Genomic DNA, 25,329 nt, shown 5'->3' with positions numbered 1-25,329 from the left:
CTGTGATGCGATTTATTGCCGATCGCCGGGAGGCGCTCTTTGTCGAAGCGCAACGAGTGCGACGGTGTGCAGCGCCCCAGTCAGATCAGGGCGACGATGGCGGATGCGAGCCAGGCGAACAGCACCACGATGACGACCCAGGCGCTGACGAGGCCCCGCCAAAGCGCGGGCGCGGCACGAAGGTCGAGGAAATCGAGCACGATACGGCGGCCCTTGACGGCGGCGAAGGTCAGCAGCAAGGCATTGGCCAGCAAGGGATGCGACACCAGCGGCGGGACCAGAACGGTCGCGAGCGCGAGTCCGATCAATGTGATCCAGGCGATGTCGAGACGGTCCGGAATCACGCATGCACCAGATAGATGATGGGGAACATGACGATCCAGAGCAGATCGACCATGTGCCAGAAAGCGGTTCCGGTCTCGACGCCCGCTGCCCGGCCTCCCCGGGAAACTACCGCCAGGATCACGATGCCGAGGCCGACATGCAGGAGATGGAAGCCGGTGAGGAGGAAGTACAGCGTGAAGAACGGACTGGTCTCCAGGCCGTTTCCTGACGCAATCTCACCGGCATATTCGAACAGCTTGACCGCGATGAAGACGCCACCGAGCGCCATGGCGCCAAACAGCCAGCCGCGCGCACGCGCCCTGTCGTCCGCCCGTGCCGCAGTTGTCGCACGCGCGGCAGCCCAGCCACTGGTCACGAGCACGATGGTGTTGATTCCCGCCAGATGCGCGTCAAGCGTCGCCTGACCGGCGGCGAAGACCACCGGCTGAAGCGCACGAGCGATGACGAACGCACCGAGGAACAGGCCGAAGGCGGCGAGCTCGCTGAAGATGAGCACCCAGATCATGGGATCGCCGGGAAGATCTTCCAGGATGCCCCAGCCGGTTCCCTGTTGCTCGCAATCCGTCGCCGACATCTGCCTTCCGTCCCAACACGCGAAACGGATATCCCTGCAGCGCGATCACGACTTTGTCGCCGGTCAAATAGTGCAACGGGTTAGAAGCGCGTTTGCGTTACCGCAACGTCCCGCCAGGTCCGCCGTCATAGGCTGGATTCATCCGACGGTTCCGCAAAATGGCGAGCGATGAGATGAGCGATGCACAAATCGGTCTGATGACCGCGACCCCCATCATCATCGCGTTCGCGATTGCGCTGCGGCGAATGGGGGTGCTGTCGACGGTGGCAACCGTATCGGCAGTGAGCCTTTCCGTCGCGATCGCAGCAGTGCTGTTCACGACGCAATCACCGCTGCCGTAGGGTGGTTAGGAGCGTAACCCGCATGGAGCGCAGCGCAATGCGGGACAGCTTCACTGAGGGACCAAACCCGGATTGCGCTCCGCTACATCCGGCTACGAGGACCTCAACGCCGCTGGTTATACACGTCGATGCACACCGCCCCCAGCAGCACCAGGCCCTTGATGACCTGCTGATAGTCGATGCCGATGCCGAGGATGGACATGCCGTTGTTCATCACGCCCATAATCATGGCGCCGACCACGGCGCCGCCGACGCGCCCTCCCCCGCCATAGGCCGAGGCACCGCCGATGAAGCAAGCGGCGATGACGTCAAGCTCGAAGCCGAGGCCGGCCTTTGGCGTCGCGGTATTGAGGCGCGCCGCGAAGACGAGCCCGGCGAGCGCGGCGAGCACGCCCATATTGACGAAGGTGAGGAAGGTCAGCCGCTCCGTCTTGATGCCCGACAGTTTCGCCGCCTTCGCATTGCCACCCACCGCATAGACCTGACGGCCAATCACGGTACGCCGAGTGACGAAGCCATAGAGCGCGATCAGCGCGGTCATGATGACCAGCACGTTCGGCAGGCCGCGATGCGAAGCAATCAGATAGGTGAAATAGAGCACGGCGCAGGCGAGCAGAACACTTTTCCCGAGGAAGAACGCATAAGGCTCGACCTCGATGCCATGCGATTGCTCGCGCGAGCGGCCCTTGGCGCTGGCATAGACGAGGCCGAGCGCGAGCACCGCACCGATCAGCATGGAGGTCGGATGCAGCGTTCCGGCCTCGGGCAGCAGCTCCGGAATGAAGCCGGAGGACAGCTTCTGGAAAGTCGGCGGGAACGGGCCGAGGGACTGGCCCTGCAGCCCCGCGAGCGCGAGCCCCTTGAACACCAGCATGCCCGCCAGTGTCACGATGAAGGACGGAATGCCGAAAAAGGCCACCCAATAGCCCTGCGCCGCACCGATTGCCGCACCCAGCAACAGGCAGGCGATGAAGGCAAGCGTGTAGTCGATCTTGTACGTCACCATCAGCACGGCGGCCACCGCGCCGACGAAGCCGGCGACCGAGCCGACCGAAAGGTCGATATGGCCGGTGACGATCACCAGCAGCATGCCGAGCGCCATGATGACGATGTAGCTGTTCTGCAGCACCAGGTTCGTCAGGTTGAGCGGCTGCAGCAGCGTGCCGCCGGTCATGACCTGGAAGAACAGCATGATCGCGATCAACGACATCAGCATGCCGTAGTTGCGCAAATTGTTCTTGATGAAGCTGCCGTGCCGGCGCTCCTCGGGCAGCGACACCGTCTTGTCGGTCATGGCTGCGATCCTCCCATCTCCGCGGCCGCGGGCGCGGCGTTCCCATTATTTCGTTCGTTGCGCATGATCGCGCGCATGATCTTCTCCTGCGTCGCGTCCGCGCCCTTGAATTCGCCGACGAAGGCGCCGTCATTCATGACGCAGATGCGGTCGCAGATGCCGAGCAGCTCGGGCATCTCCGAGGAGATCACCACGACGCCACGGCCGGCCTCGGCCAGCTCGTTGATGATACAGTAAATCTCGTATTTGGCACCGACGTCGATGCCCCGCGTCGGCTCGTCCAGGATCAGGACCCTGGGGTCGGTCATCAGCCATTTCGACAGCACCACCTTTTGCTGGTTGCCGCCGGAGAGTTGGCCGGTCTCCTGATAGACGTCGGAGCAGCGGATGCGCATGCGGGTGCGATAGTCGCTGGCGACCTTCAGCTCGGCGATGTCGTCGATCACCCGCTTGGGTGCGACCTGGTCGAGGCTGGCGAGCGTGATGTTCTTGCGGACGTCGTCGGCGAGGATCAGGCCGAGCTGCTTGCGATCCTCGGTGACATAAGCGAGACCGGCGTCGATCGCCGCGGCGACGCTCGGCAGCACCATGTCTCGGCCTTCGAGCCGGAGGCTGCCGCTGATATTGGTGCCCCAGGAGCGGCCGAACAGGCTCATGGCGAATTCGGTGCGGCCAGCGCCCATTAGGCCGGCAATGCCCACGACCTCTCCGCGCCTGACGCCGAAACTGACGTTCTTGATCACCTGCCGCTCGGGATGGATGGGGTGATAGACCGACCAGTTCGCAACGTCCAGCACGGGCTCGCCGATCGTCACGCTGCGCTCCGGGAAACGGTGAGCCATATCGCGGTTGACCATGCTGCGGATGATGCGGTCTTCCTGGATCGGCTCGCTGCGGCAATCGATGCTGTCGACGGTGCGGCCATCGCGCAGCACCGTGATGTGGTCGGCGACCTTGGCGACCTCGTTGAGCTTGTGCGAGATCAGAATCGAGCCGATGCCCTGCTCGCGGAAGGTCATGAGGCGTTCAAGCAGCGCGGCGCTGTCGGCCTCGTTCAGGCTAGCCGTCGGCTCGTCCAGGATCAGCAGCCGCACCCGCTTGGACAGCGCCTTCGCGATCTCGACCAGCTGCTGCTTGCCGACGCCGAGATCGGTGATCAGGGTATCCGGGGATTCCTTCAGGCCGACCTGAGCCAGCAGCTCGCGCGTACGCCGGTACACCTCGTCGCGGTCGATGACGCCGAGCTTCGACGGCGGGTGCGACAGGAAGATGTTTTCCGCGATCGACATCAGCGGAATCAGCGCCAGCTCCTGGTGGATGATGATGATGCCGAGCGCCTCGGAATCGTTGATGTCGCGGAAGCGCCGCTCCTCGCCCTCGAAGACGATGGTGCCCTCGTAGCTGCCGTGTGGATAGACGCCGCTCAGCACCTTCATCAGCGTCGACTTGCCGGCGCCGTTCTCGCCGACAAGCGCGTGAATCTGCCCGGCGTGAACCGAGAAGTTGACGTCGCGCAGCGCCTGCACACCGGCAAAGCTCTTGCTGACGTTGCGCATCTCCAGCATGGCGGTCATCGTGTCATGTCCCTAAATCGCCGTCGTTCCGGGTTCGATGCTTTGCGTCGCCCCGGAACGACGGAGCAGTCATTTACTGGAACTGCGCCTTCTTGTAGTAGCCGCTGTCGACCAAGACCTTCTCCCAATTGTCCTTGTAGACCACGACCGGCTTGAGCAGGTAGGACGGCACGGTCTTGATGCCGTTCTCGTAGGTCTTGGTGTCGTTGACCGCGACCTGCTTGCCGCCGAGCGCGGCGTCGACCATGTCGGCGGTCACCTTGGCGAGGTCGCGGGTGTCCTTGAAAATGGTCGAATACTGGTCGCCGCGCAGCATCGCCTTGATCGAGGGCACCTCGGCATCCTGCCCCGAGATGACCGGCATCGGCTGGCCGGCGCTGCCGTAGCCGACGCCCTTCAGCGAAGAGATGATGCCAATCGAGATGCCGTCATAGGGCGACAGCACGGCGTTGATCTTCTTGTTGCCGTAGTAGGCGCTGAGCAGATTGTCCATGCGGGCCTGGGCGGTGGCACCGTCCCAACGCAGCGTCGCGACCTTGTCCATGCCCATCTGGCCCGAAGCGACGACGAGCTTGCCGCTGTCGATATACGGCTTCAGCACGCTCATGGCGCCGTTGTAGAAGAAATAGGCGTTGTTGTCGTCGGGCGAGCCACCGAACAATTCGATGTTGAACGGGCCCTTGCCCTCCTTCAGCCCCAGCCCCTGCTCGATCGACTGTGCCTGCAAAACGCCGACCTGGAAGTTGTCGAAGGTCGCGTAGTAATCCACGTTCGGCGTGCCGCGGATCAGGCGGTCATAGGCGATCACGGTGATGCCTTTTGCCTTCGCCTGCTTGAGCACGTCGGACAAGGTGGTGCCGTCGATCGCCGCGATCACCAGTGCCTTCGCACCCTTGGTCACCATGTTCTCGACCTGCGAGAGCTGGTTCGGAATGTCGTCCTCGGCGTATTGCAGGTCGGTGTTGTAGCCGCGCTCCTTCAGCACCTTGACCATGTTGTTGCCGTCGTCGATCCAGCGGGCGGACGACTTTGTCGGCATGGCGATGCCGACGGTCGGCTTGTCCTGGGCGGAGGCAGGCGCGCCCGCGATCAGCATGGCGGCGCTCGCGACAGCGATCGCGAGGAACGTCGTCTTCAGTTTCAGCATGTTTCACTCCCTTTGGGTGTCAGACTGTTTCTTGGTTTCGTCGAGAACGTCGGTCGTGGGCTCTTTCTGGTCTCCTATGCGAGCTTGACGTCGGGCTCCGCGCGACCGCGCGCGGAGGCCTCCAACAAGAACGTGCGGCCGGCCTGGGGATCGGCAGCGCGGGCTGCCGCGTCCATGTCCTGCCAAGCCGAGGTGACGAGCAGGCGCGACAGGTCGGGGCCGACGAAGGCCGGGCAGCTCGCCTGCTTGGCCGGCACGCCGAGCGAGCGCAGGCGCTCGCCTTGCGGCGAGTAGACGTCGATCCGACTCGCCCCCCAGCAGGCGTTCCAGATATTCCCGTCGGCATCGCACACCGAGCCGTCGAGCCCGCCGATGCCGGTATGACGCAACAGCACCTCCGGCTCGCCGCGCGGCAGGCCAGTCGCGGGATTGAGCGGCACTGCATAGAGCACGGCGCGCGGGGGGTCGGTAAAATAGCCGGTGGCGCCATCCGGCGAGAAGCAGATCGAATTGGGAATGCTGATGCCGGGAAACAGCGTCGAGATCTTGCCGCGATGGAGCGCGTAGATCGCCCCTGCTTTCGGCTCGGCCTTCTTGCCCATGGTGCCGATCCAGAACGTGCCGGACTGGTGCACACGGCAATCGTTGGAGCGCGTGGTGGGATTGTCCGCTTCGAGCGGACAGAACAGCGTCATCCCACCGTCAGCGAGCTTGCGGACATAGAGACCGTCTTCGGCGACGATCAACTGCCGCTCGGCATCGATACGCCCGAGCGCGCTTGCCATGCGGCCGAGCGCATGGATACGGATGCTGCCGCTGCCAAGCTGCGCCTCGAACAGCCGGCCTTCGCGGATGTCGAACCACCAGGCGGTGTCGGTGGTCGTGTCGTAGGTCGGTCCCTCGCCAAGATGGCAGGGATCGTCGGAGAGAACGGAGGTTGGTACCTGTTCGATCATGGCGCCCTCGCTGCAAAGCGATAGACCGTGTGATGCCGATAGACTCCGCCAGGATCGAGGCGCGGGCTCGGAAAGTCCGGCCGGTTCGGCGCATCCGGCCAGATATGCGGCTCAAGGCACATCGCATCGGACTGACGGATCAGCTTGCCGCCCTTTCCTGAAATCGTGCCGTCGAGATAGTTGCCCGAATAGACCTGAAGTCCGGGCTGGTCGGTGAGCAGCTCCATGACGCGTCCCGAGCGCGGTGCCTCCAGCCGGGCCGCAAGCGCAAGCTTGCCGTCACGCCGGAGGCAGTAGGTGTGGTCATAGCCCCGGCCGTTGCACAATTGCTGGTCGCCTTCGCGGATGCGCTCGCCGACGGGACGGGCAATGCGGAAATCGAACGGCGTGCCCGCCACCGCGCGCGGCGGCTCCGGCAGCGGAATGGCAGTGGGGTCGATGGCGAGGAAATGCTCGGCAGCGACCGTCAAGCGGTGGTCGAGAATGGATGTGCCTGACGTCGCGCCCTCGAGATTGAAGAAGCCGTGATTGGTCAGGTTGACAATGGTCGGCTGGTCGGTCCGAGCTTCCATGAGCAGCGACAGTTCGGTCGGACCAGTGATGCGATAGGTCAAGCGCACATCGAGCTTGCCGGGATAGTTCTCCTCTCCGTGTGGGCTCGTATAGATCAGCGTCACCGCAGGCGCAGGACCCTCGTCGATCTCCGCGATCTCCCAGAGCTTGCGGTCGAATCCATCGAGGCCACCATGCAGCGCATTCGGGCCGTTGTTGACAGCAAGCTGCACCCTCTCGCCGTCAAGCGAAAACCGTCCCTTGGCGATGCGGTTGGCGTAGCGGCCGACGGTGGCGCCGAAGAATTTTCGTTCGGCGAGGTAGCCGGCGAACGTGTCATGGCCGAGCACGACGTCGTCATGGCCGCCGTTCGCATCCGGCGCAATCAGTGCCTGGAGCACCGCACCATACGTGATGACGCGCGCTTCGAACCCGCCTGCCCCTCGCAGCACGATGCGCTCGACATCGCGGCCATCAGGCAGCTTTCCGAACGGGTCTCTTTGGATTTTTGAGCCAGCCATGCCTAATCCACAAACGGTTCGACAATCGTGCGCCTGCCAAGCAGGAAGGCATCGGCGACGAGGCGAAGCGGTGCCAGATCAACGTCGCTCACGCCGGTCGCCGCGAGCTCGACGAAGCGCCGGTAGAGCCCCCGATATTCCTCATCAGGCGCTTCGGCAAGCACCTTGCCGTCGACCGCCATGCGTGCGCCGCCGCTCGACAACGTCAACCGGCCCCGATCAGTGTCGACGACAATATCCCAGCTTTGCGGCCCGGTCTGACGAAAGTCGAACTCGGCGGTCATGGGCAGTCCGTTGATGTCGGTCAGCGTCAGGTTCGCAGCGATTGGCGCCTGGCGATTGGCGGGAAAGGCAAGTTCGGCCGCGGAGACGAACACCGGTGTCGGCAGGATTCGTGTCAGGATCGACAGCGCATTGATGCCGGGGTCGAATACGCCAAGACCGCCCGGTTCCCAGATCCAACCCTGACCGGGATGCCAGACGCGGACGTCCTCCTTCCAGCTGATGTGCACCGATTTGATGCGTCGCTCGGCGAGCCATTGCCGGGCCGGCTCGACCGCCGGCGCATAGCGCGAATGCCAGGTCGCAAACAGCGTGCGCCTGGCAGCAGCCGCCATCGCGATCAGCGGATCGAGCTCGGCAACGCCGGCGCCCGGCGGCTTCTCCAGCATGACATGCTTGCCGGCATCGAGCGCGGCGGCGGCCTGGGCACGACGAACCTGCGGCGGGGTGCAGAGCGAGACCGCGTCGATCGGCGGTCCCTTCTCCAGCAACTCCTCGACGGTCGCAAAACGCGGCAGCCCCGGCAGCGAGGCGTTGCGGCTGGCGACCGCCGCCAGCGTCACGCCCGGCACCGCGGCGATCGCGCCGACATGCTGGTCGCGCGCGATCTTGCCGAAACCGACAATGGCGATGCGAAGTTCGGTCACGCTTGCTCTCCAGTATTCGCAGATGACAGCGGGTCTGCCAGGGCGGTCTCGATCACCGTTCCCTCGTGACGGCTCATGCCGTTGTGAATGACATAAACCATCGCCTCCGAGGCGGCCTCGGCGTCGCCCGCTGCGATGGCATCGACGATCTTCTGGTGCCACCGCAGCACGGCGTCGCGGTCTTCCGGCTCGACCGGAGCGCTGAGCAGGAACGAGGCGCGTAGCGCGGCCTCGATGACGTGGCCGATCGAGCGCATGAAGAGGTTGCCCGAGGCACGCGCCACGGCGACGTGCAGCGCGAGGTCCGCATCGGCGAAGCCGGCGGAGTCCGATGCTTCAAGCCGCATGCGTTCCATGCTGCGCCGAAGCTCGGCGAGATCCTCCGCCGACCGCCGCGTGGCGGCCAGCATCGCCGCGCGCGGCTCGACCGCGAGACGGATCTCGGCGAGATCGTTGAGGAAGCGCTTGTCGATTCCGGCGTCGAGGTGCCAGGCCAGCACGTCGGCGTCGAACATGTTCCAGGCGCCGCGTTCGCGCACGACGGTGCCGACCCGCGCCTTGGTGGTGAGCAGCCCCTTGGCGACCAGGGTTTTCACGCTCTCGCGCAGCACCGGGCGCGATACGCCGAACATCGCGATCATCTCGGCGTCGCCCGGCAGGCGCGTCCCCTCCGCATAGCGGCCGGCGATGATGTCGACGCCGATCGAGCGGGCCACCTCCGCATGGTTGGAATGAGCCCGCCGGGTCGGGATGACGACGATACGCGAGGTCATGTGGCGGCTCCTGCGCTCTTCGTCACCGGCCGGCGCGCGAGCGCGACCAGTCCCTGCTGCAAGGCGATGAAGGCGAACAGCAGGATTCCGGTTGCGATCTTGGTCCACCAGCTCGACAGCGTGCCGTCGAAATTGATGTAGGTCTGGATCAGGCCCTGGATCAATACGCCGAGGAAAGTGCCGATCACCGAGCCCTGCCCGCCCGTCAGCAGCGTGCCGCCGATCACGACAGCGGCGATGCTGTCGAGCTCGACGCCGACGGCGGAGAGCGAATAGCCGGCGCTGGTGTAGAAGGAGAAGACGATGCCGGCGATGCCCGCAAGCAGGCTCGACAGCATGTAGATCTTCACCGTCATCTTGCCGACGGCGACGCCCATCAGACTCGCTGTCGCCCGGCTGCCGCCGAGCGCGTAGACATTGGCGCCGAACCGCGTGAAATGCAGCAGCAAGGCGCCGCCGATCACGATCGCGATCATGATGATCGCGATCGCCGTCAGCCGCCCGCCGCCGGGCATCCGCAGCGCGAAGTCCGACACGGTCGAGTAGACCGGTGCCGTGATCGGCACAGATTCCGTCGAGAGCAGAAAGCTTGCGCCACGGGCCAGGAACATGCCGGCCAGCGTCACGATGAACGGCGGCAGATCGAAGGCATGGATGACGGCGCCCATCGCCGCACCAAAGGCCGCCGACAGCGCAAGGATAGCGACAAAGGCGACCAGCGGCGGCACGCCCCAGCGCTCGATCGCCAGCGCGACGAAGACGGTGGTGAAGCCGATCACCGAGCCGACCGACAGATCGATGCCGCCGGAGATGATGACGAAGGTCATGCCGGTCGCAACGATGCCGAGGAAAGCGTTGTCGGTGAGGAGATTGCCGACGACGCGGCTCGAAGCGATGTTGGGAAACTGCGCCGCGCAGGCCGCAAAGCCCGCGACTAGCACGATCGCCGTGATCAGGGCGGGCGGCGGGCCTCTCATGCTTTGGTCCCCCGCAACCAGGTCATCACACCGGCAACGCCGGACAGCTTGGGCGATTGCAGCAGCAGCACAGCGAGCACCACCACCGCCTTGACCAGCAGGTTGAACTCCGGCGGATAACCGGACAGGAGAATACCAGTGTTCATGGTCTGGATGATCAGCGCGCCGAGCACCGCGAGCACGAGGCTGAAGCGACCGCCGAACAGCGAGGTGCCGCCGATCACAACGGCGAGGATCGCGTCGAGCTCGAGCCACAGGCCGGCATTGTTGGCATCCGCGCCCATGATGTCGGCCGCCGCGATCACGCCGGCCAGCGCGGCGCAGACGCCGCACCAGACATAGACCGAAAGGACCATCGCACGGGTGCCGACGCCGGCGAGCTCGCTGGCCCGCGCATTGCCGCCGGTCGCCTCGATCAGCAGCCCGAGCGCCGAGCCGCGCACCACCGCGCCGGTGAGGATGAGCATGCTAAGTGCAATCCCCGCCGGCACCGGCAGGCCGAGCACCGAGCCATTGCCGAGCCAGACCAGATCAGGCGAGGAGAAGGTGACGATGCGCCCTTCGGTGATGAGCTGGGCGATGCCGCGCCCGGCCACCATCAGGATCAGCGTCGCCACGATCGGCTGCATGCCGAGCACGGCGACGAGAAATCCGTTCCACAATCCGCAGGCGAGCCCGGCGCCAAGCGCGGCCGCGAGCACTACGGCTAAGCCGTGACTGTCGGCAAGGCTCGCCGCGATCGCGCCTGCGATCGCCATGACGGCTCCGACCGACAAATCGATGCCGCGCGTCGCAATCACCAGCACCATGCCGAGCGAGAGCAATGCCACCGGCGTGCCGCGGTTGAGCACGTCGATCAGGCTGCCGAACAGCCGGCCGTCCTGGAGTCGCAGATCGAAGAATTGCGGCGACACCACGCGATCGACCGCGAGGATGACGATCAGCGCCAGGATCTGGGCAAGGCCGCGGCGCGGCAAGAGCGCTGTCATGTGTGGGCCTCAAGCGCAACAGTGACGCTATCGGCGGCGATGGCGGCGAGAATGTTGCCGACGTCGATTGCCTCGCCCGTGAGCTCCTCGACATGGGCGCGGTCACGCAGCACGATGACCTGGTCGGAATAGGTCACGATCTCGTCGAGCTCGGAGGAGATCACGAGCAGCGACAGACCGTCGTCGCAGAGCTCGCGGATCAAGCGGATGATCTCGGCATGCGCGCCGACGTCGATGCCGCGGGTCGGCTCGTCCAGCACCAGGAGCCGCGGGGAGGTCGCAAGCCAGCGCGCCAGCAACACCTTTTGCTGATTGCCCCCGGACAACAGGCCGACGGGACGCTCGGGATCGGCCGGACGAATGTCGAGCATCTTGACATAGCGGCGCGCGATCTCGTCCTGCTCGCGGCGTGACAGCGGCCGGTGCAGCCCACGCTTGGCCTGGAGCGCCAGCACGATGTTCTCGCGCACGGTGAGCTCGGCGACGATGCCGTCGGTCTTGCGCTCTTCCGGGCAATAGCCGAAACCATGGCGGACGCCATCGCGCGGCGAATGGAGCCGCACGGGCGCGCCCTGCACCTTTGCCTGCCCGCGATCGGCGCGCTCGGCGCCGAACCCCAGCCGCGCCGTCTCGGTACGGCCCGAGCCGAGCAGGCCGGCAAGGCCGATGACCTCGCCATGGCGCAGCTCGAGATTGAAGGGCGCGACATAGCCGGCCTTGCCAAAATTCTCAAAGCTTGCGCAGACCTCGCGCTCCCTGCGTTCGCTCGCCGCCGCCCGCGCCCTGGTCGTCTCCGCAAGCTCACGGCCGAGCATCATCCGGATCAGTTCCAGCCGCGGCAAGGAGGCGGTCTCCCGCTCGCCCACCAGGCGGCCGTTGCGCAAGACGGTGATGCGGTCGGATATCTCGTAGACCTGGTCGAGAAAATGGCTGACGAAGACGATGCCGATGCCGCGCCCCGCGAGCTGACGCATGATGCCGAACAGGATCTCGACCTCATGGCGGTCAAGGCTCGCGGTCGGCTCGTCCAGGATCAGCACGCGTGCGGAGAGATCGACGGCGCGGGCAATCGCGGTGACGTGCTGGATGGCCACGGAATAATTGCCGAGCGGCGCGGCGACGTCGATGTCGAGGCCGAAATCCACAAGCAGCGCCTTGGCACGGCGGCGCATCTCGCCCTCGCGCACGATGCCGAAGCGCATCGGCTGGCGGTCGAGGAACAGGTTCTGCGCCACGGAAAGGTTCGGCAGCAAATTGACTTCCTGGTAGACGGTGGCGATGCCGGCCCCGAGCGCCGCCTTGGCCGAACGCGGCGCAATTTCGTCGCCGTTGATCCTGACGATGCCGGCATCGCGTGGGAACACGCCGGTCACGACCTTGATCAGCGTGGACTTGCCAGCGCCGTTCTCGCCGAGCAGCGCATGGATCTCGCCGGCGCGGAGCGTGAAATCGACCTCCTGCAGCGCGCGTACCGCGCCGAAGCTCTTGCTGACCCCGCGCACCTCCAAAAGCGGCGGAGCAGGATCGGGGCTGTTCTCCATGGCGACGTCACTCCCACCGGCGCCCGCTGACGTTGCGGACACCCAGCCTATTCGTTCGCGCGGCGGTTTCGAAGGGGGCGCCGGACCGCCGGGGAGCGGTCCGGCGCGATGTCCGGCCTCAGTAACCGAGACCCTTCTTGCTGTCGTAGATCTTCTGCGGATCGTCGGCGGCGGTATAGAGCTTGGACTCGGTCTGGATCCACTTCGGCGGAACCGTACCCTTGTCCTTGAAGGCCGCGATGGCATCGAGCGCCGGGCCCGCCATGTTCGGCGTCAGCTCGACCGTTGCGTTGGCTTCGCCGGCGGCCATCGCCTTGAAGATATCGGGCACCGCGTCGATCGAAACGGTCAGGATGTCCTTGCCGGGCTTGAGGCCGGCCTCTTTCATCGCCTGGATCGCACCGACCATCATGTCGTCGTTGTGCGCGTAGACCGCACAGATCGACTTGCCGCCGCCTTCGGCCTTGATGAAGCTCTCCATCACCTCCTTGCCCTTGGCGCGGGTGAAATCGCCGGTCTGGCTGCGCACGACCTTCAGGTTCGCGTGCTTGGCGATGGCGGTGTCAAACCCCTTCTTGCGGTTGGTGGCGACGCTGGCGCCGACCGTGCCCTGCAATTCAACGATGTTGCAGGGCTTGCTGCCAACGGTCTTGGCGAGCCAGCCGCCGGCAACCTCGCCTTCGTGCACGCTGTCCGAGGTGACAGCAGTGAGATAGAGGTCCTTGCCGGAGGGATCTATGTCGCGGTCGAGCAGCACGACCGGAATCTTGGCTTCCTTGGCCTCCTTCAGCACCGAATCCCAGCCGGTCGACACGACGGGCGCGAGGAAGATCGCATCGACGTTCTGCGCAATGAAGGAGCGGATCGCCTTGATCTGGTTCTCCTGCTTCTGCTGCGCGTCGGCGATCTTGAAATTGACCTTCCGCTTGGCGGCTTCCTGCTTGGAGACCGACGTCTCGGCCGCACGCCAACCGGATTCCGATCCGATCTGCGAGAAGCCGATTGTGAGCTGACCGGCCTGGGCCGGCAGCGCGAGCAGCAACGCGACCGTGGCGCTGACCGCAGAGAGAGCTTTGAAGGTCATCAGGCGTGTCTCCCAAGATGTTTATCCGGGGCGCCTATTGGTATCTCGGCACCCTCAGGCCTGCCATTGAGGCGGCGGGAGGGACTATTTCATGGAAGTTTGGTTCCGACTAGTCATATTATTTGACTATTCTGCGAAATGATGCGGCGGACGGCCGGGAGCGTGAATGACACGCCAAGCGCGACTTTGTTCCAGCGATGCAACGGGAAGATGAAGGAAAATTGTGCGGTACGGTGGGTGCCACACGCGTCATGGCCGGGCTTGTCCCGGCCATCCAACGCCTTGGGATGCGGCAAGAAGAACGTGGATGCCCGGGCCTTCGGCTCGCCGAAGCGGCTTCGGCCGCGCAGGCGGGGCACGCCCGGGCATGACGACGACCTTCTGCAAGCGGGCTTGTGCGACTTGAAGGCAGAACGAACTAAATCAGCTTTCGCTGCGCCAGGTTCTTCATCAGCGCGCCGATGCCAAAGGTCCAGGGCTCGCACGCGTCGCTGGTGCGCATGCGGTTGACGAGCTTGCCGAGCTCCGGCGCGGAGATCGTGACGATGTCGTCGCGCTTGTGGGTGAAGCCCTGCCCCGGCGCATCACGATCCTTGACCGGCGCGAACATCGTGCCGAGGAACAGCACGAAACCATCGGGGTATTGATGGATCTTGCCGATGGTCTGCGCGACCAGATCGGTCGGATCGCGGCTGATCTTGCTGATCGAGGAATGACCATCGAGGACGAAACCGTCGGTGCCCGTGACGTTCAGGCTGATGTCGAGCTTGCGCGCGTCGTCGAGCGTGAAGGTGTCGTCGAACAGGCGTAGCAACGGACCGATTGAGCACGAGGCATTGTTGTCCTTGGCCTTCGACAGCAGCAGCGCGGAACGGCCCTCGAAGTCGCGCAAGTTAACGTCGTTGCCGAGTGCGCCGCCGACGATCTTGCCGCGGCTGGAGATGAACAGCACCAGCTCCGGCTCGGGGTTGTTCCAGGTCGACTTCGGATGCAGGCCCGCATCCATGCCGGTGCCGACCGAGGACATGGTCGGGGCCTTGGTGAAGACCTCGGCGTCGGGACCGATGCCGACCTCGAGATACTGGCTCCAGGCGTTCTGGTCGATCAGCACCTGCTTCAGGTGCATGGCCTGGTCCGAGCCCGGCTTGAGCTTCGACAGATCGTCGCCGATCAGCCGCGTCACCTCTTTGCGGATGGCCTCGGCCGAGGCCGGATTGCCCTTCGCCCGTTCCTCGATCACGCGTTCCAGCATCGAGATAGCAAAGGTGACGCCGGCAGCTTTCAGGGTCTGGAGATCGACCGGCGCGAGCAGCCAGGGCTTGTTGGAATCGCGACCATCGGGGGCGGTATTGGCCACGATGGCTTCGAGATCGCCGATGCGCTCGCCCTTGGTCGCACCAAGTGCCTTGGCCGGGTTGTCCTCCTCGCACAGCGCGCTGACGGTCGGAAATCTTGCGGTGACGTCAAACACGCCGTCACCACGCACGGCGACCACGGCCGGACCGCCGACCTGCGGCAGCCAGACGCGGCCGACCAGCGTCCCCTTCGTTCCATCCTTGGGGAGAAGGTCTTGTACCGTCAATGTCGTCATGGCCGCGTCCTCACTGTTTCTAGGGACCGGCCGCGTTCGCAGCCGCCGGTCCCATTAGCGAAGACCAATAAACGTCTGGCAGGGGAAGTCCAGAGTGGCCGTGCCGCGCGGCTATGCCCCTGCCCGCGCCTTTATGCGCCCGCGCGCGCTTTGCGCGCCGCAATCTGGTGTAGTGCCCAACGCGCATTCTTGCGGACATCGGGATCAGGATCGTCGGCGATCACGGCCAGGAAGGCCTCGCCATCGGGACGGGCGATCTCTCCGAGCGCGGCGGCCGCCTCTTTGCGCAAGTTCGCCTGGTCGTGATTGACGCAATTGCCGATCGGCCGCACCGCGCGCTCGATCTTCATCTTCCCAAGGCTGCGAATCGCCTTCAGCCGCACCTGCCAGAACTCGTCGGCGAGGCACGCGACCAGTTGATCGGCGGCGAGCGAACCGTTGACGTTGAGGCCGAGCGTTTCCGCCGCCATCTCGCGGACCATCCAGTCGGCATCCTTCAGCGCGCGCGTGATCGTCTCGGCCGCCGGCTTCATCTGCGAGAACGCCAGTGCGCTCACGGCGGCACGGCGCACATGGGCATCGGGATCGTTGATCAACGCGGTCAGCGCTGGAATCGATTCCTCGAGCTTGAGGAAGCCGATCACGCCGATCGCCTGCACGCGCACGGCAGCGTCAATGTCCTGGAGCGCTTCCAGCGCGGGTTTGAGTGTATCCTTGCAGCGCAATTCTTTCAGCGCGCGCAGCGCGCCCATGCGGACGAAGGCATGGGCGTGTTTCACCAGCGGCAGGATTACGTCGGCGCAGGCGGGATCCTTGAACTCGGCCATGCTGTCGGCCGCGGCCGCCGCCACGATTCTTTCGGGATCGACCAGCAGCTTCACCAGCGCGTCCGCAGCCTCCGGCCCGTCGAACTCGCCCAGCGCCATCGCGACCTGCTGGCGCACGCCCGCATCGGGGTCCGCGACCATGTTGGCGAGATGGCCGACCGCGGCGGGATCGCCGGAATGGCCGAGCGCGATGATGGCGACGCGGCGTTCGGCGGGATCGGCGGCCTGCAGCCGCTCGTCGGCGTCTTCGAGATCGTCGTAGGATTCGAACGGGCTCGACATGCTCACCTCAACAGATAGGGAATGTTGACCGTAACGGCGCCGGTCGGGCAGTCCGCTTCGCAGGGCATGCAGTACCAGCACTCGTCATAGGCCATGTAGGCCTTGCCCGTCATGTCGCTGATCCGCAGCACGTCGAGCGGGCAAACGTCGACGCACACCGTGCAGCCCTTGTCCGCGATGCATTTGGCGTCGTCGACGACCACCGGAACCGATGTCTGATAGGACGCGAGAGGCATCAAGAGTCTCCTGTTGCTGTTTTCTGGTGGATCAGGCCGAGGCGCGGATGCGCTGCTTGTCATAGAGGTCCTTCTCGTCGTCCGCGATCGGCACGACGTAAGGCTCCACCGCGCGCTTCTCGCTGGTCATCTTGCCGTCCTGCTTGCTGAGCAGCGTGTGGCAGAACCAATTCTCATTGTCCTTCTCCGGGAAGTCCGTGCGCCAGTGATAGAGGCCCCAGCGGCTCTCCTCGCGATAGAGCGAGGCGTGCGCAGCCATGTCGGCGCAGTCCATGATCGACTGCACTTCGAGGGCGCGGAGCAGCTCGTGCGCGTTGCGCGCGATCATGCGCTCCTGCATGTCCTCCCGCGCTTCCGCAAGGCGCCGCATGCCGAGCTCGTATTTGCGCGTGACCTTCGGCGGCTGGAGATAATCGTTCACCAGGCGCCGGGTCTTGTACTCGATCTGGTTCGGCGGAATGCCGTCCTCGCGCTTGGTCGGCGCCATCACGCGCTCGCGCTCCAGCGCGACGTCGGCCGCGTCGAACTCCGCAAAATCGTGACTGTCGGCGAACTCCATCGCGTCGATGCCGGCGACCGAGCCGTTGGTGAAGGCGCCGAGCATGTAATTGTGCGGCACGCTTGCCATGTCGCCAGCGGCGTAGAGGCCAGGCACGGTGGTACGGGCATTGTCGTCCACGAACACACCCGAGGCGCTGTGGCCGGAGCAAAAGCCGATCTCGGAGATGTGCATCTCGATCGACTCGCTGCGGTAGTCGACGGCGCGCCCTTGCTGGAACAGGCCGCGCGTCGGACGCTCGACCTTGTGCAGCGTGGATTCGATCTCGGAGATGGTGTCGGGGTGCAGATGCTTGAGCTGGAGGAACACCGGGCCCTTGCCGGAGAGGAGCTCGTTGTAGAACTCCAGCATCATCTGGCCGGACCAGTAGTCGCATTCGATGAAGCGCGATCCCTCATTGTTCGCCGTATACGCGCCGAAGGGACCGGCGACATAGGCGCAGGCCGGCCCGTTATAATCCTTGATCAGCGGGTTGATCTGGAAGCATTCGAGGTTCGCGAGCGCGGCGCCGGCATGATAGGCCATGGCGTAGCCGTCGCCGGAATTGGCGGCGTTCTCGTAGGTGCCGAACATGTAACCCGAGGTCGGCAGGCCCAGGCGGCCGGCGGCGCCCATGCAGAGGATCACGGCCTTGGCCTTGATCACCAGCATCTCGGCGGTGCGGGTATTGACGCTCACGGCCCCGGCGATGCGGCCGTCGGCGGATTTCAGCAGCCGCGTTGCCATGTAGCGGTTGGAGATCAGGATGCGGGCGCGGCGGAGCTGGCGGTACAGCGCCTTCTTCACGGTCTCGCCGTTCGGCATCGGCAGCACATAGGTGCCGATGTGGTGCACCTTCTTGACGGCGTAGTCGCCGTTCTCGTTCTTCAGGAAGCGGATGCCGAAACTGTCGAGCTCTTCGATAATGCTGTAGCAGCTCTGCGCATACTTATAGACCGCCTTCTGGTCGACGATGCCATCATTGGCGATGGTGATTTCCTTGGTGTACTGCTCCGGCGTCGCGTAGCCGGGGATAACGGCGTTGTTGAGCCCGTCCATGCCCATCGAGATCGCGCCGGAGCGCTTGACGTTGGCCTTTTCAAGCAGGACGACATTGGCCTTCGGGTTCTTCAGCTTCGCCTTCAGCGCCGCCATCGGGCCGGCCGTGCCGCCGCCGATCACCAGCACATCGCAGCAAACCTCCGAAAGTCCGTCGACGATCTGATCTAGTGCCATCACTTGCTCCTGGTTCGCCGATCCCCGGCGCCTTTGCGTCAGATTTGTTCAGGGGGCGTCGCGGCGATAGCAATTAGTTGTCGCCGGGACGCGATTTGCGCCTCAGCGCTCGACGAAGGCCTTCTCGATGACGAAATGGCCGGGCTGGCTGTGGCTGCCCTCGACAAAGCCACGTGCGGAGAACATGGCGGGGAGCTCCTCGAGCATTGCCGGGCTGCCGCACAGCATGATGCGATCGGTCTCAATGTCGAGGCCGCCCTGCGCGATGTCGTCGAACAGCTGGTTGGAGGCGATCAAGTCGGTGATGCGGCCGCGGTTCCGGAACGGCTCGCGGGTGACGGTCGGGTAGTAAACCAGCTTGTCGCGGATCAGCGGCCCGAAGAACTCGTGGCTGCGCAGGCCCTCTACGACGTGCTCGCCGTAGGCGAGCTCCGAGACCTGGCGGCAGCCATGGGCCAGCACGATGGTCTCGTAATTCTCGTAGACGTCGGGGTCCTTGATCAGGCTGGCGAAGGGCGCAAGGCCGGTTCCGGTCGAGAGCAGCAGCAGGCGCTTTCCGGGAATCAGATTGCCGGTGATCAGCGTTCCCGTCGCCTTGCGGCCGACCAGGATGATGTCGCCTTCTCTGATCTTCTGGAGGCGCGAGGTCAGCGGGCCGTCCTGCACCTTGATCGAGAAGAATTCGAGCGCCTGCTCATGATTGGCGCTCGCCATGCTGTAGGCCCGCATCAACGGCTTGCCCTCGACTTCGAGCCCGATCATCGCGAACTGACCGTTCTGGAAGCGAAAGCCGGGATCGCGCGTCGCGGTGAAGCTGAACAGCGACTCGGTCCAGTGCCGGACCGACAAAACCGTTTCCTTCTGAAATGCGCTCATGATCTCTCCTTCTCGATGACGCCACGGTCTCGAAGAGAGAAGAGTCCGGCAATTCGGAAATGACATTCCCGGTCGATTAGTTTCACATTTCGCGCTTAGTGATCGAACAGCAGGCACGCGGTCGTGCCCGCGCCGGCAATTAGTTGCTAGCCGCGAGCGACCGCACCGGCATAAACAGAGGTCGGAGATTCGTCATGACCATGACCGCATTGGTGGCACCGACCGTAGCCGACTACGAAGCCAGCACCGATCTCGGCGCGCTTCTCGTCCGCACCACGCAGGACGACGCGCTCAGTGTCCCCGCCGAAACACTCCGCCTCTCCTGCAAATGCGCCCACTGTACCCGCGCCCGCTTCGACGGCCGTTTCCCGCAAGCGTTTCCAGGCATTGCGATCACCGAGATCGGCGATCTCGGCTATGGGCTGAACATCTCGTTTTCGGATGGGCACAACAGGGGGATTTACCCGAAGCCGTATCTATTGAGCCTGGCAGGGGCGATAGGCTCTTAGATCGTTCGACCACCCCCACTGTGATGCCCCGGATTGACCGGGGCATCCAGTACGCCGCGGCGGACGTGGCGAAGGCGAGCGCTCCAACACCGGCCTCTGGAGTACTGGATCGCCCGGTCAAGCCGGGCGATGACAGTCGAGTAAATGGCAGAGCGCGCCACTAGCGAGCCGCGAGCACCCCAGCTGGCACGGACATTGCTCCTCTTTAGAACGATTTGAACGTTCCGGAGGCAGACGATGTTGCAGACGGCGAATGGGGTTCGCAGGGCCGTTCCCCCGGCAGTCCGGCCTGCGGGCAGCTCCTCGCTGCTGCTGACCGAGAACCAGCAATGGATCGGCGGGCCGCCACCGCTGATGGACAAGCTCTCGCCGCGCGAGCGGGAGCTGGTGCTGAAGCAGGGGCGGCGAAAAGTGCTGAACCGCGGCCAGACGCTGTTCAGCCAGGGCGGCAAGCATGACGGCATCTGGCTGATCGAGAGCGGCCGCATCCGCGTGTTCTACACCTCGCCGCTCGGGCGCGAGATCACGCTGGCCTATTGGCATGTCGGCAATTTCGTCGGCGGGCCCGAAGTGTTCGAAGGCACCGTGCACCAATGGTCCGGCGTCGCGTCCAGCAATTGCAGCGTCGTGCACCTGCCCGGCAAGGAGCTGCGGTCCCTTGCCGCGGAGATCCCGAACCTTGCCATCGGCCTGATCGAGGGCCTCACCTTCAAGGGCAAATGCTATTCGGCCCTGGCGCAGATGCTGGGCACGCGCTCGATCACCCAGCGCCTTGCGCATCTGCTCTTGCACCTCGTCGAGCTCTACGGCGTCGACGATGCCGACGGCACCGTGATCGCCGCGGCCTTCACCCACGCCGATATCGCCCACATGGTCGGGGCCACCAGGCAGTGGGTCACGATCAGCCTGAAGCGCATGCAGGAGAAGGGAATCGTACAGGCCAAGCGGTCGCAGATCGTGGTCTGCCGCACCGACGTGCTGGAGGAGATGCGCGGTCACGCATCTGACTAGAGGAATTTGCGGCCAAGGCCGGTGCACAGGCAAGCGGCTTTATAGTGCAGGACTGCCCAAGGAGTATGCAATCAGTCTTTCCCGGCAACTAATCGACTGCGGTCATCATTCCGGATTTGCCCTGCCCCCTCCCTCACCCAATCATGGCAACCACAGCACATCCAACCGAATGAGGATGAGAATGGTCCGCCATCTTCCCACGCTCTCGATCGCGATGTCGGTGACGTCGCTGGCGTTATCAATCGCGCAGCCGGCCTCGGCGGAAACCGTTACGCTCGGCATCGGAACGCAGGACACCACGACCAACACCGTGACCGCCGGCGTCGTGATCCGCCAACTCAAACTCTTCGAAAAATACCTGCCGAAGGACGGCAAATATTCCAACATCAAGTTCGAGCTGGAATGGCAGAACTTCACCTCCGGTCCGCCCGTCACCAACGCGATGATGGCGAACAAGCTGCAGATCGGCATGATGGGCGACTATCCGCTGATCGTGAACGGCTTCACCTTCGAGAGCAATCCCGAGAGCAAGAGCAGACTGATCGGCATCGCCGCCTACAGCCTCTCCGGCTCAGGCAACGGCCTCGTCGTCCACAAGGATTCGCCCTATTACGACCTCGCCGATCTCAAGGGCAAGCTGGTCAGCGTGCCCTTCGGCTCAGCCGCGCACGGCATGGTGCTGAAGGCAATGCAGGATCGCGGCTATGCGTCAGATTTCTTCCAGCTCGTGAGCCAGAGCCCGGAAGTCGGTTCGACCAATCTCCAGGAAAAGAAGATCGACGGGCATGCCGACTTCGTTCCCTTCGCCGAGCTGCTGCCGTTCCGCGGCTTTGCGCGCAAGATCTTCGACGGCGTCGAGACGAATCTGCCGACCTTCCACGGCATCGTGGTCCGCACCGATTTCGCCGAGAAATATCCGGAGGTCGTCATCGCCTACCTCAAGGCGGTGATCGCCGCCAACCGGTGGCTGCGCGACGATCCAAAGCTCGCCGCCGAAAAAATCCAGGAATGGACCGGCATCAGCAAGGAAGTCGTCTACATCTTCCTCGGCCCCAGCGGCAACATGACCACCGATCCGACGATCAAGCCGGCGCTGATCGATGCCGCCACGACCGATGTCAAGGTGCTGCAGAATCTCGGCCGCATGAAGGAGTTCGATCCGAAAAAATGGGTCGACGACAGCTACATCCGCAAAGCCTACGCCGAGATGAAGCTGGACTATGACGCACAGCTCGCCAGCACCAAGAATTACGAGATCTCGGGCGAAGACACCTTCTGCAAGAAGCCGATCGCCGATCCCCGCAAGGCCGGAGAGGTCTGGGTCGATGATGCCGGCATCATCCCCTTCTCGTCCGCGGCTTGCGCGCTCGGCGCCTACGCAGACTACAAGGCCAAAGGCAAGAAGATCAACGTCGCCTACGTCTTCGACACCACCCGCGGCATCAAGCTGTTCGCCGACCAGGCTTTCTTCGCGGTCGGCGATGGTGACGTCGCGCCCTTCCTGCTGAAGAAGGATGCCGAAGTCTATGCGGCCAAGATCGGCGGCAAGGTGCTCGGCTTTGAGGATGCGGTGAAGGCGGCGGTCGGCGGAGGCAAGACGTGAGCAGTCCCGCCCTCGTCCGACATCCCGAGGACAGCATGCCGGTAACAGCCATCGCAGAGGCGGGCCCCGCGCCCGCCGTCACGCCACCCGCCACCCCGCCCTCCTTCGGCACGCTCGCGCTGCGCTGGTACCGGCTCAATCGGGCAGGGCTGCGCGCGACCGCGATCGGCGTCATCTCGCTGCTCGCTTTCCTTTTGGCCTGGCACCTGCTCACGACCTATCGCGTCGTGTTCTTCGTGCGCTTCACCAACGTGCCCTCGCCGCTAGCGGTCTATGCCAGCTTCAGCAAGGCAATCCACGATCCCAAATTCCTGATGCATATCCTGCTCAGCTGCCGGCGCATCTTCATCGGCTTCTCGCTTGCCGCCATCGTCGGCGTGCCGCTCGGGCTGATCATGGGCCGCTTCAAGCTGGTGCATGAGATCATCTTCCCCGTCGCCGAAGTACTGCGGCCGATCCCGGCGATCGCCTGGGTGCCGATGGCAATCATGCTGTGGCCGACCAACGAGCAGAGCATCGTCTTCATCACCTTCCTCGGCTCGTTCTTTCCGATCCTGGTCAACACGCTGCACGGCATGTCGCTGGTCGACCCCGTGCTGGTGCGCGCGGCGCAATGTCTCGGCGCGCGCGAGCGCTCGATCTTCCGCGAGGTGTACTTTCCGGCCTCGCTGCCGCACATCTTCACCGGCCTCACCGTCGGCATGGGCGTCGCCTGGGTGTCGCTGATCGCGGCCGAGATGATCTCGGGCCAGTACGGCATCGGCTATTTCACCTGGGAAGCCTATTCGCTGGTCCAATATGCCGACATCGCGCTCGGCATGATCGCGATTGGCGTGCTAGGCCTCGGATCGAGCCTGCTGATCCGGGGCGCTGGACAACTGGTGATGCCGTGGAGATCGACATGAGCGAGTTGGTTGCGAACACGTCGAAGGGCCATATCGAGGTCAGGAACTTCTCCCTCGCCTACGAGACCATCGAGGGACCAGTCCAGGCCGTCACTGATACGCAGATCCATGTGAAGCCCGGCGAGTTCGTCTCGATCGTCGGCCCTTCCGGTTGCGGAAAATCGACGCTGCTCAACGCCGTCGCCGGCTTCCTTAACCCCACCACCGGCATCGTCACCGTTGACGGCGAACGCGTGAACGGCCCGAGCGCCGAACGCGGCATGGTGTTCCAGCAATACTCGCTGTTTCCCTGGAAAACAGTGCGGGAGAATGTCGAGTTCGGCCTGAAGATGCGGGGCATGCCGCGCTCGCAGCGCGAGCGAGCGGCACGCACGCTGCTGGGGCTCGCCGGGTTGGAGGCCTTCGAAAAGCACTACCCGGAAAAGCTCTCCGGCGGCATGAAGCAGCGTGTCGGCATCGTCCGCGCGCTGGCGACAGGACCTAAAGTGCTGCTGCTGGACGAGCCGTTTGGCGCGCTCGACGCGCAGACGCGCGTCATCATGCAGCAGATCCTCACCAACATGTGGCAGCGGCTGAAGATCTCGGTGCTGTTCGTCACCCACGACATCGACGAAGCCATCTTCCTGTCCGACCGCGTCTATTGCATGACCGCCCGCCCCGGCTCGATCAAGGCGGAGATTCCAATTCCCTTGGAGCGGCCGCGGCAGCAATCCATGATGATGTCGTCGGAATTTTTGGCACTGCGCCGCGGGCTGATGTCGCTGATCCGCGAGGAGAGCCTCAAAGCGATGGGCGGCGAGATCAACGACATGGGCATGCAGGGGTTGAACATCGAGCTTCACGGACACTCGCTGGCGGATGTGATTTGACTTAGCCCTTCCGCTGCGATGACGGTCTCGTAGGGTGGGCAAGGCGAAGCGTGCCCACCCTGTCGCAATTTGAGAGAGATCGTGGGCACGGCGCTTCGTGCCTTTGCCCGCCCTGCGGCAGTGTCGCCCTGGTTATTTGAACCAATGCACCAGCGCGATGCTGATCCCCAGCAGCAGCATCAGCGACAGCGTCACGGCGGCGGTCACTCTGCCGCCGACATTGGCGAGCACGCGCACATCGACGCCGAGGCCGAGTGCTGCCATCGAGACGACCGTCACGAAGCTCGTGATCTTCGTCACCGGTCCCACCACCGTGGCGGGCACGATCTCCAGCGACCGCAGGGTGGCGAGTACGAGGAAGCCGAGGATGAACCAAGGGACCAGGCGGAAGAACCCGACATTGGTCTTCTTGGCGTTGCTCTGCCAGCGCGAGGCGACGAGCGACAGGCCGACGACCACGGGCCCAAGCATCAAGACGCGCATCAGCTTCACGAGCGTGCCGATCTGCGTCGAGACGAGGCCGGCCGGAACCGTCGCGGCCAGCACCTGCGGGACCGCATAGACGGTGAGGCCTGCGAGGATGCCGTATTGCGTGGCCGACAATTGCAGCAGCGGGATCAATAGCGGCAGGCCCAGCACCATCATCACGCCGAGGATCGCGGTGAAGGAGATCGAGGATGCAATCTCGTCATTATTGGCGCCGATGATCGGCGCCACGGCGGCGATCGCGGAATTGCCGCAGATCGAGTTGCCGCAGGCGATCAGGATCGAGAGCCGCGTCGACAGACCCAGCATCCGGCTCAGGCCGAATGAGACGCAAAGCGCGATGACGACGATGGCGGCGATCGAGGCCAAAAGCGCGATGCCCGAGGCGGCGATGGCCGCGAAGCTGATGGAAGCGCCCAGCAGCATCACCGCCACTTCAAGGAGCTGCTTGGCGCTGAAGGCGATGCCGGCCTGCCAACGCGGGGACGGCTTCCAGAAGCTGCGCACGGCCATGCCCAGCAGGATCGCCATCACCAGCGCCTCGACATAGGGGTGCTCGAACACGCCCAGTTCCGCCCGCTCAAGCAGGGCCGAGACGCCGCCGACGGCGATACAGAGGAGAATGCCGGGAATCAGCGCGACGACGCGGCTAGTGGCTGTGATCGGCTTGGCGTCGGCCGGGCTGGATGCTTGATTCTGCGACACAAATCTCTCCCAGAGGAGAAGGATTTATACGCATCGCGATCCGATTGGGGAATAAGTT

At 64.4% G+C, this 25,329-nt stretch carries 25 protein-coding genes; 6 read left to right on the top strand and 19 right to left on the bottom strand.

Going from position 1 to position 25,329, the window contains the following annotated elements:
• Nucleotides 1-80: 80 nt before the first annotated feature.
• Nucleotides 81-341, bottom strand: a complete 261-nt coding sequence (locus X268_RS10275) for a cytochrome C oxidase subunit IV family protein (protein WP_164938115.1) — start codon at nt 339-341, stop codon at nt 81-83.
• A complete protein-coding gene (locus tag X268_RS10270; RefSeq protein WP_128924835.1) occupies nt 341-919 on the bottom strand; it encodes a cytochrome c oxidase subunit 3 family protein in 579 nt (192 codons plus the stop codon). Before X268_RS10270 ends, X268_RS10275 begins: the two co-directional genes overlap by 1 nt.
• Before the next feature lie 173 nt (nt 920-1,092).
• Here X268_RS10270 and X268_RS39330 point away from each other — a divergent pair, with 173 nt between their 5' ends.
• Nucleotides 1,093-1,260 carry a hypothetical protein gene (locus X268_RS39330; protein WP_164937648.1) on the top strand — a complete coding sequence of 56 codons (168 nt, stop codon included), beginning with the start codon at nt 1,093-1,095 and terminating at the stop codon, nt 1,258-1,260.
• 103 nt (nt 1,261-1,363) lie between these two features.
• Here X268_RS39330 and mmsB read toward each other — a convergent pair whose 3' ends face one another.
• From mmsB to X268_RS10190, 16 genes are all read right to left on the bottom strand, one after another.
• Nucleotides 1,364-2,554: a multiple monosaccharide ABC transporter permease gene (gene mmsB / locus X268_RS10265; RefSeq protein WP_128924834.1), complete on the bottom strand. Its 1,191-nt coding sequence runs from the start codon at nt 2,552-2,554 to the stop codon at nt 1,364-1,366.
• On the bottom strand, nt 2,551-4,128 hold the full coding sequence (gene mmsA, locus X268_RS10260; RefSeq protein ID WP_128924833.1) for a multiple monosaccharide ABC transporter ATP-binding protein: 1,578 nt from the start codon (nt 4,126-4,128) through the stop codon (nt 2,551-2,553). Before mmsA ends, mmsB begins: the two co-directional genes overlap by 4 nt.
• 73 nt (nt 4,129-4,201) lie before the next feature.
• A complete protein-coding gene (gene chvE / locus X268_RS10255; protein WP_128924832.1) occupies nt 4,202-5,275 on the bottom strand; it encodes a multiple monosaccharide ABC transporter substrate-binding protein in 1,074 nt (357 codons plus the stop codon).
• Between the two features lie 74 nt (nt 5,276-5,349).
• Nucleotides 5,350-6,231 (bottom strand): SMP-30/gluconolactonase/LRE family protein, encoded by an 882-nt coding sequence (locus X268_RS10250; RefSeq protein ID WP_128924831.1) that lies wholly within the window; start codon nt 6,229-6,231, stop codon nt 5,350-5,352.
• Entirely contained in the window at nt 6,228-7,304 is a 1,077-nt protein-coding gene (locus tag X268_RS10245) for an aldose epimerase family protein (protein WP_128924830.1), read from the bottom strand. The genes X268_RS10250 and X268_RS10245 overlap by 4 nt, the downstream gene beginning before the upstream one ends.
• Before the next feature lie 2 nt (nt 7,305-7,306).
• Nucleotides 7,307-8,233, bottom strand: a complete 927-nt coding sequence (locus X268_RS10240; RefSeq protein WP_128924829.1) for a Gfo/Idh/MocA family protein — start codon at nt 8,231-8,233, stop codon at nt 7,307-7,309.
• Complete coding sequence (locus X268_RS10235; protein WP_128924828.1) at nt 8,230-9,006, bottom strand: FadR/GntR family transcriptional regulator; 777 nt, start codon at nt 9,004-9,006, stop codon at nt 8,230-8,232. The genes X268_RS10240 and X268_RS10235 overlap by 4 nt, the downstream gene beginning before the upstream one ends.
• Nucleotides 9,003-9,983, bottom strand: a complete 981-nt coding sequence (yjfF, locus tag X268_RS10230; protein ID WP_128924827.1) for a galactofuranose ABC transporter, permease protein YjfF — start codon at nt 9,981-9,983, stop codon at nt 9,003-9,005. Before yjfF ends, X268_RS10235 begins: the two co-directional genes overlap by 4 nt.
• Nucleotides 9,980-10,972, bottom strand: coding sequence for an ABC transporter permease (locus X268_RS10225; protein ID WP_128924826.1), 993 nt, complete (start codon nt 10,970-10,972; stop codon nt 9,980-9,982). The genes yjfF and X268_RS10225 overlap by 4 nt, the downstream gene beginning before the upstream one ends.
• Nucleotides 10,969-12,513 (bottom strand): sugar ABC transporter ATP-binding protein, encoded by a 1,545-nt coding sequence (locus tag X268_RS10220; protein WP_164937647.1) that lies wholly within the window; start codon nt 12,511-12,513, stop codon nt 10,969-10,971. The genes X268_RS10225 and X268_RS10220 overlap by 4 nt, the downstream gene beginning before the upstream one ends.
• A 118-nt stretch (nt 12,514-12,631) precedes the next feature.
• Entirely contained in the window at nt 12,632-13,597 is a 966-nt protein-coding gene (gene ytfQ / locus X268_RS10215) for a galactofuranose ABC transporter, galactofuranose-binding protein YtfQ (protein WP_128924824.1), read from the bottom strand.
• Nucleotides 13,598-14,015: 418 nt separating this feature from the next.
• A complete protein-coding gene (locus X268_RS10210) occupies nt 14,016-15,188 on the bottom strand; it encodes a fumarylacetoacetate hydrolase family protein (protein WP_128924823.1) in 1,173 nt (390 codons plus the stop codon).
• Between the two features lie 131 nt (nt 15,189-15,319).
• The gene (locus X268_RS10205) at nt 15,320-16,297 is read right to left on the bottom strand and encodes a HEAT repeat domain-containing protein (protein ID WP_164937646.1); all 978 of its coding nucleotides are present in this window, start codon (nt 16,295-16,297) and stop codon (nt 15,320-15,322) included.
• 2 nt (nt 16,298-16,299) lie between these two features.
• On the bottom strand, nt 16,300-16,533 hold the full coding sequence (locus tag X268_RS10200) for a 4Fe-4S dicluster domain-containing protein (RefSeq protein ID WP_008141081.1): 234 nt from the start codon (nt 16,531-16,533) through the stop codon (nt 16,300-16,302).
• A gap of 31 nt (nt 16,534-16,564) precedes the next feature.
• Entirely contained in the window at nt 16,565-18,307 is a 1,743-nt protein-coding gene (locus X268_RS10195; protein ID WP_128924821.1) for a fumarate reductase/succinate dehydrogenase flavoprotein subunit, read from the bottom strand.
• Nucleotides 18,308-18,409: 102 nt separating this feature from the next.
• Nucleotides 18,410-19,183, bottom strand: a complete 774-nt coding sequence (locus X268_RS10190) for a ferredoxin--NADP reductase (protein WP_128924820.1) — start codon at nt 19,181-19,183, stop codon at nt 18,410-18,412.
• Between the two features lie 194 nt (nt 19,184-19,377).
• Between X268_RS10190 and X268_RS10185 the strand changes: the two genes are divergently transcribed.
• The 5 genes from X268_RS10185 to X268_RS10165 all read left to right on the top strand — a co-directional run bounded on the left by X268_RS10185 (nt 19,378) and on the right by X268_RS10165 (nt 24,080).
• Entirely contained in the window at nt 19,378-19,692 is a 315-nt protein-coding gene (locus tag X268_RS10185; protein ID WP_128924819.1) for a gamma-butyrobetaine hydroxylase-like domain-containing protein, read from the top strand.
• Nucleotides 19,693-19,929: 237 nt separating this feature from the next.
• Nucleotides 19,930-20,703, top strand: a complete 774-nt coding sequence (locus X268_RS10180) for a Crp/Fnr family transcriptional regulator (protein WP_128924818.1) — start codon at nt 19,930-19,932, stop codon at nt 20,701-20,703.
• Nucleotides 20,704-20,884: 181 nt separating this feature from the next.
• Nucleotides 20,885-22,306, top strand: a complete 1,422-nt coding sequence (locus X268_RS10175; RefSeq protein WP_164937645.1) for an ABC transporter substrate-binding protein — start codon at nt 20,885-20,887, stop codon at nt 22,304-22,306.
• Nucleotides 22,303-23,211 carry an ABC transporter permease gene (locus X268_RS10170; RefSeq protein WP_128924816.1) on the top strand — a complete coding sequence of 303 codons (909 nt, stop codon included), beginning with the start codon at nt 22,303-22,305 and terminating at the stop codon, nt 23,209-23,211. Before X268_RS10175 ends, X268_RS10170 begins: the two co-directional genes overlap by 4 nt.
• Nucleotides 23,208-24,080 carry an ABC transporter ATP-binding protein gene (locus X268_RS10165; RefSeq protein WP_164937644.1) on the top strand — a complete coding sequence of 291 codons (873 nt, stop codon included), beginning with the start codon at nt 23,208-23,210 and terminating at the stop codon, nt 24,078-24,080. Before X268_RS10170 ends, X268_RS10165 begins: the two co-directional genes overlap by 4 nt.
• A 132-nt stretch (nt 24,081-24,212) precedes the next feature.
• Here X268_RS10165 and X268_RS10160 read toward each other — a convergent pair whose 3' ends face one another.
• On the bottom strand, nt 24,213-25,271 hold the full coding sequence (locus tag X268_RS10160; protein WP_128924814.1) for a YeiH family protein: 1,059 nt from the start codon (nt 25,269-25,271) through the stop codon (nt 24,213-24,215).
• Nucleotides 25,272-25,329: the final 58 nt, after the last annotated feature.

The sequence above is a fragment of the Bradyrhizobium guangxiense genome, from assembly GCF_004114915.1.
GTDB classification, from domain to species: Bacteria; Pseudomonadota; Alphaproteobacteria; order Rhizobiales; family Xanthobacteraceae; genus Bradyrhizobium; species Bradyrhizobium guangxiense.
Note: the sequence above shows the minus strand (reverse complement) of the source record. Positions and strands in the feature narration are given on the sequence as shown.

Bases quoted from the DNA above. Each gene is read 5' to 3' on its own strand.
- X268_RS10270 (WP_128924835.1), bottom strand. From the start codon at position 919: ATGTCGGCGACGGATTGCGAGCAACAGGGAACCGGCTGGGGCATCCTG.
- X268_RS39330 (WP_164937648.1), top strand. From the start codon at position 1,093: ATGAGCGATGCACAAATCGGTCTGATGACCGCGACCCCCATCATCATC.
- mmsB (WP_128924834.1), bottom strand. From the start codon at position 2,554: ATGACCGACAAGACGGTGTCGCTGCCCGAGGAGCGCCGGCACGGCAGC.
- mmsA (WP_128924833.1), bottom strand. From the start codon at position 4,128: ATGACCGCCATGCTGGAGATGCGCAACGTCAGCAAGAGCTTTGCCGGT.
- chvE (WP_128924832.1), bottom strand. From the start codon at position 5,275: ATGCTGAAACTGAAGACGACGTTCCTCGCGATCGCTGTCGCGAGCGCC.
- X268_RS10250 (WP_128924831.1), bottom strand. From the start codon at position 6,231: ATGATCGAACAGGTACCAACCTCCGTTCTCTCCGACGATCCCTGCCAT.
- X268_RS10245 (WP_128924830.1), bottom strand. From the start codon at position 7,304: ATGGCTGGCTCAAAAATCCAAAGAGACCCGTTCGGAAAGCTGCCTGAT.
- X268_RS10235 (WP_128924828.1), bottom strand. From the start codon at position 9,006: ATGACCTCGCGTATCGTCGTCATCCCGACCCGGCGGGCTCATTCCAAC.
- yjfF (WP_128924827.1), bottom strand. From the start codon at position 9,983: ATGAGAGGCCCGCCGCCCGCCCTGATCACGGCGATCGTGCTAGTCGCG.
- X268_RS10225 (WP_128924826.1), bottom strand. From the start codon at position 10,972: ATGACAGCGCTCTTGCCGCGCCGCGGCCTTGCCCAGATCCTGGCGCTG.
- X268_RS10220 (WP_164937647.1), bottom strand. From the start codon at position 12,513: ATGGAGAACAGCCCCGATCCTGCTCCGCCGCTTTTGGAGGTGCGCGGG.
- ytfQ (WP_128924824.1), bottom strand. From the start codon at position 13,597: ATGACCTTCAAAGCTCTCTCTGCGGTCAGCGCCACGGTCGCGTTGCTG.
- X268_RS10210 (WP_128924823.1), bottom strand. From the start codon at position 15,188: ATGACGACATTGACGGTACAAGACCTTCTCCCCAAGGATGGAACGAAG.
- X268_RS10205 (WP_164937646.1), bottom strand. From the start codon at position 16,297: ATGTCGAGCCCGTTCGAATCCTACGACGATCTCGAAGACGCCGACGAG.
- X268_RS10200 (WP_008141081.1), bottom strand. From the start codon at position 16,533: ATGCCTCTCGCGTCCTATCAGACATCGGTTCCGGTGGTCGTCGACGAC.
- X268_RS10195 (WP_128924821.1), bottom strand. From the start codon at position 18,307: ATGGCACTAGATCAGATCGTCGACGGACTTTCGGAGGTTTGCTGCGAT.
- X268_RS10190 (WP_128924820.1), bottom strand. From the start codon at position 19,183: ATGAGCGCATTTCAGAAGGAAACGGTTTTGTCGGTCCGGCACTGGACC.
- X268_RS10185 (WP_128924819.1), top strand. From the start codon at position 19,378: ATGACCATGACCGCATTGGTGGCACCGACCGTAGCCGACTACGAAGCC.
- X268_RS10180 (WP_128924818.1), top strand. From the start codon at position 19,930: ATGTTGCAGACGGCGAATGGGGTTCGCAGGGCCGTTCCCCCGGCAGTC.
- X268_RS10175 (WP_164937645.1), top strand. From the start codon at position 20,885: ATGGTCCGCCATCTTCCCACGCTCTCGATCGCGATGTCGGTGACGTCG.
- X268_RS10165 (WP_164937644.1), top strand. From the start codon at position 23,208: ATGAGCGAGTTGGTTGCGAACACGTCGAAGGGCCATATCGAGGTCAGG.